This is a genomic window from Microbacterium lacus, assembly GCF_044794305.1.
GTDB classification, from domain to species: domain Bacteria; phylum Actinomycetota; class Actinomycetes; order Actinomycetales; family Microbacteriaceae; genus Microbacterium; species Microbacterium lacus_B.
Window position 1 is genome coordinate 359,595 of sequence record NZ_CP084996.1, and the last position, 14,518, is coordinate 374,112.

A 14,518-nucleotide genomic window follows, 5' to 3' on the forward strand; every position below is an offset into this window, starting at 1 on the left:
CCTCACCGAACTATGCCCGCTCCCCGTTCTGAACCGATCCCGATCGATCATGGCCGTATCGAAGACGTCGACGTCTCGATCGAGATGCAGGGATCCTTCCTCGAGTACGCGTACTCGGTGATTTACTCGCGCGCGCTCCCTGACGCGCGCGATGGACTCAAGCCCGTGCAGCGTCGCATCCTGTACCAAATGGCCGACATGGGGCTGCGCCCCGATCGCGGACACGTCAAGAGCGCCCGCGTGGTGGGCGAAGTCATGGGAAAGCTGCATCCGCACGGCGACGCCCCCATCTACGACGCGCTCGTGCGTCTCGCACAGCCTTTCTCGCTTCGGGTGCCGCTCGTGGACGGGCACGGAAACTTCGGCTCGCTCGATGACGGTCCCGCTGCCGCGCGGTACACCGAGGCGCGCCTGGCCCCTGCAGCTCTGGCTCTGACCGAGAACCTCGATGAAGACGTCGTGGATTTCATCCCCAACTACGACGGACAGTTCCAGCAGCCCGAAGTTCTGCCGGCGGCGTTCCCCAATCTGTTGGTGAACGGCACCACCGGCATCGCGGTGGGCATGGCGACGAACATGGCCCCGCACAACCTCATCGAGGTTGTGTCCGCGGCCATCCACCTCCTCGAGAACCCCGAGGCCACGGTGGAAGAACTCATGGAGTTCGTTCCCGGACCCGACCTTCCGTCTGGCGGCATCATCGTGAGCGTCGATGGGATCAAGGACGCCTACTCGGCCGGGCGTGGTTCTTTCAAGACGCGAGCCAAAGTATCGATCGAGTCTCTCGGGCCGCGGCGCACGGGCCTCGTCGTCACCGAGTTGCCGTACTTGGTCGGTCCCGAGCGCATCATCGAGAAGATCAAAGATGCCGTTCAGTCCAAGAAGCTGCAGGGCATCTCGGACGTGACGGACCTCACCGATCGTCACAACGGTCTGCGTCTCGTGATCGGCATCAAGACCGGGTTCGACCCTCAGGCGGTGTTGGAGCAGCTGTACCGCCTGACACCGTTGGAGGATTCCTTCGGTATCAACAACGTCGCGCTCGTGGATGGCCAGCCTCAGACTTTGGGGCTGAAGGAACTTCTGAGGGTCTATCTCGACCACCGCCTGCGGGTTATCACCCGGCGCAGCAACTACCGTCTCGCGCGAAAGAAGGAACGCCTGCACCTCGTCGAGGGGTTGCTGATCGCGATCGTCGACATCGACGAGGTGATCCAGGTGATTCGCGCGTCCGATGACTCGGAGCAGGCTCGCACGCGCCTCATCGATGTGTTCGATCTGACTCAGGTGCAGGCCGAGTACATCCTCGAGCTACGTCTCCGGCGTCTCACTCGCTTCTCCCGTATCGAACTCGAAGCAGAGAAGGACGAACTGGGTAGGCAGATCGCCGAGCTCGAAGAACTGCTCGCCAGCGATGTGCGGCTGCGCGCGCAGGTGGCGACGGAATTGGATGCTGCTGCCGAGACCTTCGGCACCCCCCGACGCACCCTGCTGTTGAACGGCGGTCCGGTTGCCGCGCGTCCGTCCCGTGCGAGCGCGGCGCCCGACCTTCAGATCGCGGATGCGCCGTGCCGTGTCTACTTGTCTGCGACCGGCCGGATGGCACGCGCAGAGCTGCTCGCCGACGCTGCGTCGGGCGGAATCATCTCCCCGACGCGGCGGTCGAAGCACGACGCGATCCTCGCGGCGGTCGACACGACCACTCGCGGAGACGTCGGAGCCGTCACCACCGCCGGGCGACTGGTGAAGTTCTCGCCGGTAGACCTACCGTCGGTGCCCGGCAACTCCGTGCAACTCGCGGCTGGAACGCGCGTGGATCAGTACCTCGGCCTCGCGAAGGACGAGCACGTCGTCGCCCTCGTACCGATCGTGGATGGCACGACCATCGCGTTGGGCACAGCCCAGGGCATCGTGAAAAGGGTCGCACCGAGCGAGATCGGTCCCAAGCACGACATCGAGATCATCAGTCTTCGCGCTGGCGATCGCATCATGGGTGCCGCCCCGTCCGAAGATGCGAGCGAGCTTGTGTTCATCACGAGCGACGCGCAACTGCTGAGGTTCGACGCTGCCGCGGTACGTCCGCAGGGGCGGGCCGCCGGTGGCATGGCCGGAATCCGCGTCGCGGATGGTGAGCGTGTCACCTCGTTCCACGTTGTGGATCCGCGCGCGGAGGACATCGTCGTGGTCACGATCGCTGGCAGCACTGAGTCGCTCGCCGGGGCGGACCCCGGCACGGGCAAGGTGTCGGACTACTCGGAGTTCCCCCCCAAGGGCCGCGCAACGGGTGGTGTGCGCGCTCAACGCTTCCTGAGGGGTGAAGACACGCTTTTGCTCTCTTGGGTCGGCACAGAGCCGCGTGCGGTCGGTACGGACGGTGCGCCGCGCACTCTTCCGGCGGGCGGCGCGAAGCGGGACGCCTCGGGCCAACCCCTCGACGCGGTCATCGGCGCGATCGGAACCGTCGTTCGCTGACGCAAACGGCGGCCCGGAGGACTGGAGGCTCAGGCGTCGATGCTCTCGCGACTGAGCCGGTCGCTGGATTCGATGATGAATTCCTTGCGGGGCGCGACTTCGTTGCCCATGAGGAGTTCGAAGACCGACGCCGCACCCTCAGCATCCTGCATCCGCACGCGACGCAGTGTGCGGCCCGCACGATCCATCGTGGTCGTCGCCAGCTGATCCGCATCCATCTCGCCAAGTCCCTTGTACCGCTGCACCGGCTCATGCCAGCGTTTGCCGGACTTGGTCAGCTTGGCCAGGAGCGCGTGCAGTTCTTGCTCTGAGTACGTGTAGATCGTCTCGTTGGGCTTCGAGCCGGGGTTCATCACGATGACGCGATGCAACGGTGGTACCGCAGCGTAGACACGTCCCTCTTCGATGAGCGGGCGCATGTAGCGAAAGAACAGCGTGAGGAGCAGGGTGCGGATGTGAGCGCCGTCGACGTCGGCATCGCTCATCAGGATGACCTTGCCGTAGCGAGCGGACTCCAGGTCGAACGACCTCCCCGACCCCGCACCGATGACCTGGATGATCGCCGCGCACTCGGCGTTGGAGAGCATGTCGCTCACCGAGGCCTTTTGCACGTTGAGGATCTTGCCGCGAATCGGAAGGAGCGCCTGGTACTCGCTGTTGCGGGCGAGCTTTGCGGTGCCGAGTGCGGAATCACCCTCGACGATGAACAGCTCGGATGCTTCGACGTCGTTTGTTCGGCAGTCAGCGAGCTTTACCGGCAATGACGAAGACTCGAGGGCGTTCTTGCGCCGTTGCGTCTCTTTGTGAGCCCGAGCAGAGATGCGGGCCTTCATTTCGGCGACGACCTTGTCGAGCACCTGCGCCGTCTGCGCCTTGTCATCTCGTTTGGGCGATGCGAATTTAGCCGCAAGCTCACGCGACACGACGTTCGCCACGATCTGGCGCACAGCGGGTGTACCGAGGATTTCTTTGGTCTGGCCCTCGAACTGCGGCTCGGGCAGGCGAACGGTGAGCACCGCGGTCATCCCCGCGAGGATGTCGTCCTTCTCGAGCTTGTCCGTGCCGACCTTCAGGCGTCGAGCGTTCTGCTCAACCTGTGCACGGATCACCTTCATCAGCCCCAGTTCGAACCCAGCCTGGTGGGTTCCGCCCTTCGGGGTCGCAATGATGTTCACGAACGAGCGTTGGACGGTTTCGTACCCTGTCCCCCACCGCACAGCGACGTCAACATGGCACTCGCGCTGGAGTTCGGTGGGGATCATCGCGCCGGTGGGCTGCAGCACCGGTACGGTCTCGGTAAACATTCCCGTGCCCGTGAGTCGCCAGGTGTCGGTGACCGGAGCATCAGGCGCAAGGAACTCGGCGAATTCGGAGATGCCTCCGTCGAAGCGATACGTCGTCTCGACCGGTTCGGCCGCGCGCTGATCGCGGATGACAATCTCGAGCCCCGGAACGAGGAACGCGGTCTGACGAGCGCGCTGCTCGAGTTCTTCGAGATTGAACGCGGCGTCCTTCGTGAAGATCTGCCGGTCGGCCCAGTAGCGAATGCGTGTTCCGGTCACCCCACGGGCGGCTTTGCCGGTGACGCGCAGTTCGCTGCGCTCTTCGAAGGGCGTGAACGCCGAATCGGGTGCCCCGTTCGCAAAGACGCCGGGTTCGCCGCGGTGGAACGACATCGACCAGGTCTTGCCACCTCGGTCGACATCTACGTCGAGGCGCTCCGACAATGCATTGACGACGGATGCACCGACACCGTGCAGACCGCCGGATGCTGCGTACGATCCGCCGCCGAATTTGCCGCCCGCGTGAAGCTTCGTGAAGACCACCTCGACACCGGAGAGCCCGGTGCGCGGCTCGATGTCGACGGGAATCCCGCGGGCGCGGTCGCGCACCTCGACGCTGCCGTCATCGTGGAGAATGACGTCGATGCGCTGACCGAAGCCCCCGAGAGCCTCATCGACGGAGTTGTCGATGATCTCCCACAAGCAGTGCATCAGGCCGCGTGAATCGGTGGAGCCGATGTACATTCCCGGGCGTTTGCGTACCGCTTCGAGGCCCTCAAGCACCTGAAGGTGATGTGCGGAGTACTCTGCGGTCACAATCACCCAGCGTATCCGCGCCTGCCGACACCGCTCGTGACGGACACGGCGTGGAGTCATCAGGTACGCGGTGAGCGAAACGTGACCGTTTCGCGGCATTCTCTAAACAAACCCGTGGTTGTATTTCATGACCTGCAAAAGAGTTCTGCGTACACGAGGAGGCACCGCCATGAACACGCTTTCGACACCGACCGAGACCGCCGTCCTTGAGTACCGTCTGAGCGCGCTGGACCGCTGCGACTCATGCGGCGCTCAGGCCTACATTGCCGCCGAAGTCAACGGCAGCGAACTTCTCTTCTGCGCCCACCACGGCCGCAAGTACGAAGAGAAGCTGCGCACGATCGCGACGAGCTGGCACGACGAGACCGCGCGTCTCATCGACGCTCCGTAGCATCCATACTCGAAAAGAAAGGCCCGATCCGCTGGATCGGGCCTTTCTTGTGTGTCCTGCAGGAGCTCGTGCCGTCAGGCGGGTCGAACAATGCCGAGCGGAGTCGACTGGTGCCCCTGGCCGAGCGGGTTGTCTTTCAGAATCGCGACGAGGCGCTTCTCCCCCGCTTTGTCGAGCGTCGAGCCGAGGATGTTGCCTCCCAGGTCGTTGATGTCGACGACCGCGACGTCCGCGCTGGTGGTCAGCAGCGCCTTCAGGTGCGTCGCCACCTCGCGCGGCCTATCCGGACCGAGCACGACCGCCTTGTTGTACGGCGGAATTGTGCCGCTGGTGGGGCCGTCGATGGCACGAGCCTTGTCGCCTGCGATGCGGTAGAAGTCGCCCTTGCGTCCGAACAGCTTGGTGACGGCGGACACGCCGGCGGCGAACAGGATTCGCAGCGTGCCGCACTCCCGCAGCGCCATTTCCATCGTTTCCGGCATGCCGAGTCCGATGCCGTAGGGCGTGCGCGTCACGTACTTCGACAGGAACAGCGCAAGCTTTCGCGGCTCGATTTCATCCAGCAGGTAGGACCGCCCCTGCGTGATCGCCACGATTTTCTCGGTGACGAAGAAGATGTCGCCGGGTTCGACGACGCCACTCGCGTACTCCTTGATGAACGCGTCGAGATCGTCACCGGGCATCACGACCCGCGTGCGGATCGGGATACGCGAGAACGACTGACCGTCGATCGTGACCGTGAGCGCTTTGCCGGCGTTGGCTTCGACCATCACTCGAGGTAGTCGCGCAGGGACTGCGAACGCGACGGGTGGCGAAGCTTGGCCATCGTCTTGGACTCGATCTGGCGAATCCGCTCGCGGGTGACTCCGAACGTGTCGCCGATCTGGTCCAGCGTCTTGGGTTGGCCATCGCCGAGGCCGAAGCGCATCCGGATTACACCGGCTTCGCGCTCGGAGAGTGAGTCCAGGAGCGACTCGAGCTGGCGCTGCAACATCGTGAAGCCCACGGCATCTGCCGGGACCACGGCCTCGGTGTCTTCGATGAGATCACCGAACTCGCTGTCGCCATCCTCGCCGAGCGGAGTGTGCAGCGAGATGGGCTCGCGTCCGTACTTCTGCACCTCGATGACCTTTTCGGGCGTCATGTCGAGTTCGCGGCTGAGCTCTTCGGGCGTGGGCTCGCGGCCGAGGTCTTGCAGCATCTGGCGTTGCACACGAGCGAGCTTGTTGATGACCTCGACCATGTGGACGGGGATGCGGATTGTGCGGGCCTGGTCTGCCATCGCTCGAGTGATGGCCTGTCGGATCCACCAGGTGGCGTAGGTGGAGAACTTGAAGCCCTTCGTGTAGTCGAACTTTTCGACAGCACGGATGAGGCCCAGGTTGCCTTCCTGAATGAGATCGAGGAACTGCATGCCGCGTCCGGTGTAGCGCTTGGCGAGCGATACCACGAGGCGCAGGTTGGCACCCAAAAGGTGAGACTTCGCGCGCTGACCATCGCGGGCGACCCACTGCAGGTCGAGGCCCAACTGGTTGGACTTCTCGGCCGCGGTCATGTGCGAGAGCTTCTCTTCGGCGAACAAGCCCGCCTCGATGCGCATCGCGAGCTCGACCTCTTCGGCCGCGTTCAGCAGTGGAACTTTACCGATCTGCTTCAGGTAGTCCTTGACCGGGTCGGCCGTGGCGCCCGTGATCATCGTCGAGTAGACGGGGACCTCGTCGTCATCGCTCGAGGAGATGACGATCGCGCCGGTCGGAAGCGGCTCGGCTGCGGGCTTCGCGTCTTCCTCATCATCGTCATCAGAATCGGATGCTTCGGCGTCGGAATCCTGCTCGGCTTCGGCGGGGGCTGCTGCTTTCGTCTTCGCACGCGAAGGACGAGCGGCGGGTGCCTCGTCTTCGACGGCCAGCTCCACGTCTGCCTCGAGTTCTTCGATGTCTTCGGGCGCGTCGTCGTCAGTCGACTTCTTGGCGGTCGCGGCCTTGGTGGCGGCGGCACTCTTAGCGGTGGGCTTGGTTGCGGCTTTCGCCGTTGTGGTCTTTGCTGCGGCCTTGGCCGCGGGTGCTTTTGCGGCCGAGGTCTTCGCCGCTGTCGTCTTTGCAGCAGTGGTCTTGGCGGGCGCCTTCACGGGAGCCGCGGGGACATCGGTCTCCGCGTCCTTCGCAGCGCCAGCGCGGGCTTTGGTGTTCGTGCCAGAGGTCACGTTTTGCCTTTCACCGGAGCGCACAGGGCCCTATGCCGCCGGTCGATTACGGACACTAGTAAGACCCTTGTCAAGCCCGCATCGCTACAGGCTAACCTGCGCGGAGCGGTTGACAACGGGTCAAGACATCCATTGTCTCATACTCCCTGCGCGGCCCTGCATGCAAACGCGCCGACGAGTGATCGGATGTCACGAGGGACAACGCGCTTCGTGCCGCTTGCATTCCGCTCAACGTCGCTTATCCTCGTCCGTCGACGGGCCTGTGGCGAGGAACCGCTCGAGTTCTGCGGCAAGTTCGTCCGCGCTGGGGAGATCGCCCGTGTGAATCATGGGGCTCGCCAGGGTGGAGCCAGCCATGTACGAGTCATACCGCTCTTCGAGCCCTTGCAGCATACGGGTCAGATCTTCACTGCCATCCACCTGCTCGGTGACCTTCTCGACGTAGGCGCGATTGGATTCTCGGAGGTCATCACCCGAGAAGACGAGTCCGGTCGCGACCGTCAGGCTATCGAGTGCGGCCAGGGCGGCCGCCGGATATTCGGTGTCGGCGAGGTAGTGCGGCACGAGCAGAACGAATCCCGCGACGTCCGCGCCGACCTCGGCGAAGCGGAACTCGAGAAGATGCCCCGCTGTCGATGGCACCTGAGTCTGCGGTTGCCACACCGAGTGAGCCGCGGTGAGATCACTCCGCGTGCCGCTCACCGTCGTTCCGATTGGCCGCGTGTGCGGGACCGGCATCGGGATCGCATGAACCCACGTCACCGACGATGCACCGAACTCGTTCGCGAGGTCGAGCACTGCGGCGCTGAAGGCATCCCAGGCGAAGTCCGGCTCGTAGCCGGCCAGGAGCAAGAACGGTTGGCCCAGCGCATCCGTGGCCAGAGAGATGTCCAGGCGAGGGGGTTGGTAGTCCGTGAGGTGGTCGTGGTCGAACGACACCAGCGGGCGCCGTGCGCGGTAGTCCAGTAGCACGTCGTTGGTGAAGCGCACGAGGACCTGGGCCGCCGCATCCTCGCGAAAGTGCTCCACGATCTGCGAGACGGCGTTGCCCGCGTCGGTGAATCCGGTCAAAGCGATGACGAGGGGCAACCCGAGCGGCGCGGATGGCGCGTCACTCGCGCGCTCAAAAATCGGACCGTTCACAGGCATGTCTCCATGGTACGAGCAGCCCTGCGCGCTCGGGTCCGGATCAACTCGCTGCCGATCCCGCTCACAGCGAACACGGCGCTCCGTAGTATGGAGATCATGTCGTTTCCCGACCTCGAGTACGTAACCCACCCGATCCGAGAGTCAGACGCAGATGCGGTGCTTCTCGCGTTGCCCACCCTCACTGACGAAGATGACCTTCCCGACTGGCCAGGACTTCGGGAAGCCCTGAACGCGGTCGGCTTCACTGGATCACCGGCTGCCTTCCAGCGGGTGTACGCGCCCGAGAGCACGACGAGGCCCCTGGCCGTCGTGGGGATCGGGACGGCGAAGGATGCTTCTGCACTTCGCGACGCGGTGGGTGTCGGCATCCGCAATCTGACGGGCTTCGCGACCGTCGCTGTCGCAGCGCCCGGTGCGGACCCCGCCCTCTGGACGGCGATCGCCGAGGGCGCCGCATTGGGCGGCTACCGGTTCGACGGGTACAAGTCCGAGGCTCCGAAGCCGCGCGCGTCGCGCGTCATCGTGCATGGCACGGCCGAGGCGGGGACAGATGACCTCGCGCACGTCGCCGCTGGCGCAAGCGCCGTCGCATTGGTGAAAGACCTCGTATCGATTCCCGCGGAATGGCTTGGCCCTGCCGACTTCGCAGAGCGCGCGGCGGCCGAGATCGAGGGCTTGCCGATATCGATCGAGATCCTCGACGAGGATGCTCTTCGTGAGCAGGGCTACGGCGGAATCCTCGGTGTGGGGCAAGGTTCGGACCGACCGCCTCGGCTGGTTCGCCTGGACTATCAGCCCGCGGGCGCGCAACGCCATGTCGCGCTTGTCGGTAAGGGCATCACCTTCGACACCGGCGGGCTGTCACTCAAGCCCCCGTCCGGAATGGTCGGCATGAAGTACGACATGTGCGGTGCGGCCACTGTCCTTGCCGTCGTGCGTGCCGCAGCGTCGACGTCGCTGCCTGTGCGAGTGACGGCATGGTTGTGCATCGCTGACAACATGCCGTCCGGCCGAGCAACGCGACCCGGAGACGTCCTCCGCATGCTGGACGGGACGACGGTCGAGGTTCTCAATACCGACGCCGAAGGCCGCTTGGTGCTCGCGGATGGACTGGTCGCGGCAAGCCGCGAGCATCCGGATCTCATTGTCGACGTCGCCACCCTCACGGGCGCGATCACCGTTGCGCTCGGAACCCGCTACGCCGGCGTGATGGGTGATGACACTTCGGTCGCCGAGTACCTCGAGGCAGCACGCGAGGTCGGTGAGCTCGCCTGGCAGCTTCCATTGCCCGCACACATGGCCGACGAACTCGACTCCCCCATCGCTGACATGCAGAACGCGAAGATGGGTGACCCGGCGGCGGGTTCCCTCTTCGCGGGGCTCTTTCTCCAGCGTTTCGTTGGCCGCGTCTCGGAGGAAGCCGACGCGGCGCGCATCCCTTGGGTGCACCTCGACATCGCTGGCGTGGGGATGAACAAGGGTGGCGGCTTCGGCTTCACCGACAAGGGACCGACCGGAGCAACCGTCCGATCCCTGATCCGTCTCGTTGCGAACGTGGGTGCACAATGACCGAGCAGACTTTCGATCTCGTCATTCTCGGCGGTGGGAGCGGTGGGTACGCCGCCGCCCTCCGCGCAGCTGAGCTCGGCAAGAGCGTCGCGTTGATCGAGAAGGACAAGCTCGGCGGCACGTGCCTGCATCGTGGATGCATCCCCACAAAGGCGTTGCTGCACGCTGCCGAAGTGGCCGACACGGCTCGGGATGCTGCATCCATCGGCGTGCGTGCGACGCTCGAAGGAATCGACCCCGCCGGAGTGCGCGCGTACCGCGAGGGCATCGTGGCGAAGAAGTTCAAAGGCCTCGAGGGACTCGTGAAGGCGCGGGGCATCACGGTCATCGCGGGGACCGGTCGCCTCGAAGCGGGCCCCGCCGTGCGGGTTGGTGACGATCTCTACCGCGGAACCGACGTCGTCCTCGCGACCGGCTCATTCAGCCGCAGCCTGCCCGGACTCGAGATCGGCGGGCGCGTCCTGACGAGCGAGCATGCGCTGGAACTCGATGAGATTCCCGAGCGCGTGCTGATTCTCGGCGGCGGAGTGATCGGCGTCGAGTTCGCAAGCGTCTGGCGCTCGTTCGGAGTGGACGTCACGATCATCGAGGCGCTGGATCACCTCGTCCCCAACGAGGACGTGACGATGAGCAGGGGTCTCGAGCGCGCCTTCCGCCGTCGCGGGATAGCCTCATCTCTGGGCGTCCGGTTCCAGTCCGTGACGCAGACGGCGGATGCTGTCACCGTCACTCTGGAGGACGGCAAGACCTTCGAGGCCGACTACCTCCTGGTCGCTGTTGGTCGCGGACCCGCTACCGCTGATATCGGCTACGCAGAGGCCGGTGTGGCTCTGGACCGAGGATTCGTCACAACCGACGATCGCCTGCGGACGAACGTGCCACATGTCTGGGCAGTGGGTGACATCGTTCCCGGTCTGCAGCTCGCGCACCGCGGTTTCCAGCAAGGAATCTTCGTCGCTGAAGAGATCGCGGGACTGAACCCGATCGTCGTCCCGGACCTCCAGATCCCGAAGGTCACCTACTCCAGCCCCGAGGTTGCTTCAGTGGGTCTCACCGAGGCACAGGCCGTCGAGGCCCACGGCGCGGATGCCGTCGTCGCCTACGAGTACAACTTGGCGGGCAACGGAAAGAGCGAGATTCTCGGCACGAGCGGGACCGTGAAGGTCGTCCGCCGCAAGGACGGTCCGGTGCTCGGTGTGCACATGGTGGGCGATCGAGTGGGTGAACTCATCACCGAGGGCCAATTGGCGGTTGCGTGGGAGGCCCACCCCGAAGACATCGCTCCCTACATCCACGCTCACCCCACCCAGAGCGAGGCTCTGGGCGAGGCATTCCTGGCACTTGCGGGCAAACCCCTTCACACGCTCTGACCGCGCGGTCACGAGCTGATCACTAAGCTAAAGACAACGGCATCTGAAGGAGAAAATCCCATGAGCACTTCCGTGGTCCTCCCCGCTCTCGGAGAGAGCGTCACCGAGGGAACGGTCACCCGCTGGCTCAAGCAAGTCGGCGACACCGTGGAGGCGGACGAAGGGCTGCTCGAGATCTCGACCGACAAGGTCGACACCGAGATCCCCTCCCCCGTCAGCGGCGTGATTGAAGAGATCCTCGTCCAAGAAGACGAGACCGTCGAGGTCGGTGCGATTCTCGCGAAGATCGGCGACGGTTCGGGCGCGAGCACGGATGCCGCGCCTGAAGAGGCCCCGGTAGAGCCCGAGGCTGCTGCGGAACCCGCCCAGGAGGCTCCTGCAGAGGCTGCCCCTGCCGCGGCCGCACCTGCGGCGGAAGAGCCTGCCGAACCTGCGCCCGCTGCTCCTGCCAGTAGTGGCGCGGGCAAGGATGTCATCCTGCCTGAGCTCGGCGAAAGCGTCACCGAGGGAACGGTCACCCGTTGGCTCAAGCAGGTCGGGGACGACGTTGCTGTGGACGAGCCGCTCCTGGAAATCTCGACCGACAAGGTCGACACCGAGATTCCCTCGCCGTTTGCAGGAGTGCTCCAAGAGATCTTGGTTGCCGAGGACGAGACGATCGCAGTTGGCACGGCGCTTGCGCGCATCGGCGAGGCAGGCTCCGCCCCGGCCTCCGCTGAGGCGACCGAAGCCGCTGCCGAGGCCCCCGCACCTTCGGCTGAGGCGTCGGCTCCGGTCGAGGCTCCTGCACCGCCTGAGGCTCCTGCACCGGCTGAGGCTCCTGCACCGGCTGCGCCGGCGACTGCTCCGGCGGCACCTGCTCCGGAGGCAACTACCGCCGCACCTGCCGCGCCCTCGCTCGGTGGAGACGGCAGCGACTCCTCTGCTTACGTCACGCCGCTCGTGCGTCGTCTCGCACAGCAGCAGGGCGTCGACCTGTCGACCGTGACCGGAACCGGCGTTGGCGGCCGGGTTCGCAAGGAAGACGTGCTGAAGGCCGCCGCCGCAGCATCCGCCCCCGCACCTGCTGCCGGCGAGACTCCTGCCGCGGACGCTCCTGCTCGCGAAGTGTCTGAACTGCGTGGCACGACCCAGCCGATGTCGCGTCTGCGCAAGGTCATCGCTGAGCGGGCTGTGGCCTCGATGCAGCAGACCGCGCAGCTCACGACGGTCGTCGAAGTGGATGTCACCAAGGTCGCGTCGTTCCGTGATGCGGTCAAGAACGACTTCCAGGCCAAGACGGGTGACAAGCTCTCTTTCCTGCCGTTCTTCGCGGTCGCTGCCGTCGAAGCGCTGCAGGCGTACCCGATCATCAACTCGACGATCGATGGAAGTGACATCGTCTACCCCGCGAGCGAGAACATCGCCATCGCGGTCGACACCGAACGCGGTCTTCTCACCCCCGTAGTCAAAGACGCCGGGGGGAAGAGCCTGGCTCAGTTCGCGCGTGACATCGCCGACCTCGCCGCGCGTACGCGCGACAACAAGCTCAAGCCTGATGAGCTCGCCGGTGGCACGTTCACACTGACCAACACGGGTTCGCGTGGCGCGCTGTTCGACACACCGATCGTCTTCTTGCCGCAGTCGGCCATCCTCGGCCTCGGTGCTGTGGTCAAGAAGCCCGGCGTCGTGTCGGTCGACGGCAAGGACGCGATCGCGGTGCGTTCCTACGTGTACCTCGCGCTGTCGTACGATCACCGCATCATCGACGGGGCTGACGCCGCGCGGTTCCTCGGCGCGATGAAGGCTCGCCTTGAAGGCGCCGCTTTCGAGGCAGATCTCGGCATCTGATCACGATCCTGATGGCTGTTGCGCGACGGAGTACACGTCGCGCAACAGCCATCGTTCGTTGTGCTGCTCGATGACGACGAGTTGCGCTGGCAGTTGAGCGTCGACCGCATCCACGCGCACAACCGCTACCCCGCCGAATTCGTCGACCAGTGTCACCGTTCGCTCTGACGGATTGAGATCGACTGTCCCCGGCTCGATCTGTGCCGCGGGGTCCGTCATCACCTCCGCCAGGCACATCGGGTCGCTCCCGCAGGATGCTCGGGCATCAAGCAGCGCGGTGACGATAGCTGTGGGATGTGAGGCCTCTGTGACCACTGTCACTTCGGTCGATTCGGCGGACTCCAGCGGCGCGGGAGTTTCTGTCGCGCCGGGGCTCGCGACAGCGGGAGTATCGGTCGGGCTTGGCGCGGGCTGAGCCGCACCGCTGGGGAGCGCCAGCCCACCGGCGAGCACGACAGCGCCGGCACCCGCGGCCCACATCCAGGCTCTGCCGCGAGACCGTGGGCGTGGTGTTGTCGCTCGTCGCCACACGGCCGTCGTCGTACGGGATACGAGATCGGCGATGTCCGCATCGACGTGACGGGCGACGAGATCGTGCCACGGCATGCGGCGCTCGGCGTGCTCGACCTCCTCGTTGTCGGCCCGCCAGTCGATGGCACGTTCATGATGCGCGGACGGGAGGCTTCGAACGAGTGTCGAGGAGGAGGCGCCGGACCTGAGGGGTTCGGCGGCGGCGAACCTGAACAGGTCGTCTTCGATGGCGTGCAGATCTCGCGCGGCGAGTCGCTCGCGACCCGCGGCGGCGATCACATCTTCGGCGAGCCGCGCGGTGAAGGCTTGCGCGACATCGCGCAGGATCGCGACGGATGCTTCATCCGGGCGGAGTTCGCCGACCTCGGTGACCAGCACCGGGCGGCCGGTGTCTGTCACCCACCATTCTCCGGTGCCGTCTGCGTGTAGTTGCTGCAGTTCGGACAGGCCCCGCAGAACACTCACTGCCACTGTCACCGCCTCTCCTGCGCGCAACGCTGCGGCGCGGCGCCCCCGCTGCGCGATCGTGTCGCCAAGCCGCTCCGCACAGACGGGAAGGAGGACCCCATGGGTCGAGCCACGGCGGATGACATCCTGAGGCGAGAGCAGGTGGCCCCCGGCATCTGCTTCCCACCCCGTCCAATCGCTGGGCAGCGCGGCGATGTCTACCAATATGCCGACATCGCCGACCTCTGTGCGGCACAAAAGCCCGCCGAACGGCCCGTCACTCCCCGCCGTGATGCGACGGATCGCGCGGTAGGGCTGGAGAAGGCGGAGGTCGATGTCGTCAGGCACTCTTCGAAATTCGCATCCTTCAGTGCGTCACGGATTCGCTCAGCGGTTTCGGTGGATCACTCGGCCGACGGAGCGCCTGTGGAGGAGGCGCCGTGAGCGAGCCGAAAAG

The 14,518-nt window shown here is 65.3% G+C and carries 10 protein-coding genes; 5 read left to right on the top strand and 5 right to left on the bottom strand.

Annotation, left to right across the window (positions count from 1 at the left end; all coding sequences use genetic code 11):
- The first annotated feature begins 12 nt into the window (after positions 1 to 12).
- Entirely contained in the window at positions 13 to 2,472 is a 2,460-nt protein-coding gene (locus tag LG299_RS01785; protein WP_404432953.1) for a DNA topoisomerase (ATP-hydrolyzing) subunit A, read from the top strand.
- A gap of 29 nt (positions 2,473 to 2,501) precedes the next feature.
- On the opposite strand, the gene LG299_RS01790 is transcribed toward LG299_RS01785, so the two are convergent.
- Entirely contained in the window at positions 2,502 to 4,571 is a 2,070-nt protein-coding gene (locus LG299_RS01790; protein ID WP_404432955.1) for a type IIA DNA topoisomerase subunit B, read from the bottom strand.
- Positions 4,572 to 4,740: 169 nt separating this feature from the next.
- Here LG299_RS01790 and LG299_RS01795 point away from each other — a divergent pair, with 169 nt between their 5' ends.
- Positions 4,741 to 4,962: a hypothetical protein gene (locus tag LG299_RS01795; protein WP_404432957.1), complete on the top strand. Its 222-nt coding sequence runs from the start codon at positions 4,741 to 4,743 to the stop codon at positions 4,960 to 4,962.
- Between the two features lie 74 nt (positions 4,963 to 5,036).
- On the opposite strand, the gene LG299_RS01800 is transcribed toward LG299_RS01795, so the two are convergent.
- The 3 genes from LG299_RS01800 to LG299_RS01810 all read right to left on the bottom strand — a co-directional run bounded on the left by LG299_RS01800 (position 5,037) and on the right by LG299_RS01810 (position 8,314).
- Positions 5,037 to 5,732, bottom strand: coding sequence for a coenzyme F420-0:L-glutamate ligase (locus LG299_RS01800; protein WP_404432959.1), 696 nt, complete (start codon positions 5,730 to 5,732; stop codon positions 5,037 to 5,039).
- A complete protein-coding gene (locus tag LG299_RS01805; RefSeq protein ID WP_404432961.1) occupies positions 5,732 to 7,165 on the bottom strand; it encodes an RNA polymerase sigma factor in 1,434 nt (477 codons plus the stop codon). Before LG299_RS01805 ends, LG299_RS01800 begins: the two co-directional genes overlap by 1 nt.
- 228 nt (positions 7,166 to 7,393) lie before the next feature.
- Positions 7,394 to 8,314, bottom strand: a complete 921-nt coding sequence (locus tag LG299_RS01810) for a proteasome assembly chaperone family protein (protein ID WP_404432963.1) — start codon at positions 8,312 to 8,314, stop codon at positions 7,394 to 7,396.
- A gap of 96 nt (positions 8,315 to 8,410) precedes the next feature.
- Between LG299_RS01810 and LG299_RS01815 the strand changes: the two genes are divergently transcribed.
- Genes LG299_RS01815 through sucB form a run of 3 tightly spaced genes read left to right on the top strand, consistent with a single transcriptional unit; the run spans position 8,411 to position 13,083 of the window.
- Positions 8,411 to 9,883, top strand: a complete 1,473-nt coding sequence (locus LG299_RS01815) for a leucyl aminopeptidase (RefSeq protein ID WP_404432965.1) — start codon at positions 8,411 to 8,413, stop codon at positions 9,881 to 9,883.
- The gene (lpdA, locus tag LG299_RS01820; protein WP_404432967.1) at positions 9,880 to 11,253 is read left to right on the top strand and encodes a dihydrolipoyl dehydrogenase; all 1,374 of its coding nucleotides are present in this window, start codon (positions 9,880 to 9,882) and stop codon (positions 11,251 to 11,253) included. The genes LG299_RS01815 and lpdA overlap by 4 nt, the downstream gene beginning before the upstream one ends.
- A 60-nt stretch (positions 11,254 to 11,313) precedes the next feature.
- Positions 11,314 to 13,083 (top strand): 2-oxoglutarate dehydrogenase, E2 component, dihydrolipoamide succinyltransferase, encoded by a 1,770-nt coding sequence (gene sucB, locus LG299_RS01825; protein ID WP_404432969.1) that lies wholly within the window; start codon positions 11,314 to 11,316, stop codon positions 13,081 to 13,083.
- Here sucB and LG299_RS01830 read toward each other — a convergent pair whose 3' ends face one another.
- Complete coding sequence (locus LG299_RS01830) at positions 13,084 to 14,409, bottom strand: hypothetical protein (protein WP_404432971.1); 1,326 nt, start codon at positions 14,407 to 14,409, stop codon at positions 13,084 to 13,086.
- Positions 14,410 to 14,518: the final 109 nt, after the last annotated feature.

What these genes read in the sequence shown, in the direction of transcription:
- LG299_RS01810 (WP_404432963.1), bottom strand. Translation starts at nt 8,314, where the DNA reads ATGCCTGTGAACGGTCCGATTTTTGAGCGCGCGAGTGACGCGCCATCC.
- LG299_RS01795 (WP_404432957.1), top strand. Translation starts at nt 4,741, where the DNA reads ATGAACACGCTTTCGACACCGACCGAGACCGCCGTCCTTGAGTACCGT.
- sucB (WP_404432969.1), top strand. Translation starts at nt 11,314, where the DNA reads ATGAGCACTTCCGTGGTCCTCCCCGCTCTCGGAGAGAGCGTCACCGAG.
- lpdA (WP_404432967.1), top strand. Translation starts at nt 9,880, where the DNA reads ATGACCGAGCAGACTTTCGATCTCGTCATTCTCGGCGGTGGGAGCGGT.
- LG299_RS01815 (WP_404432965.1), top strand. Translation starts at nt 8,411, where the DNA reads ATGTCGTTTCCCGACCTCGAGTACGTAACCCACCCGATCCGAGAGTCA.
- LG299_RS01800 (WP_404432959.1), bottom strand. Translation starts at nt 5,732, where the DNA reads ATGGTCGAAGCCAACGCCGGCAAAGCGCTCACGGTCACGATCGACGGT.
- LG299_RS01785 (WP_404432953.1), top strand. Translation starts at nt 13, where the DNA reads ATGCCCGCTCCCCGTTCTGAACCGATCCCGATCGATCATGGCCGTATC.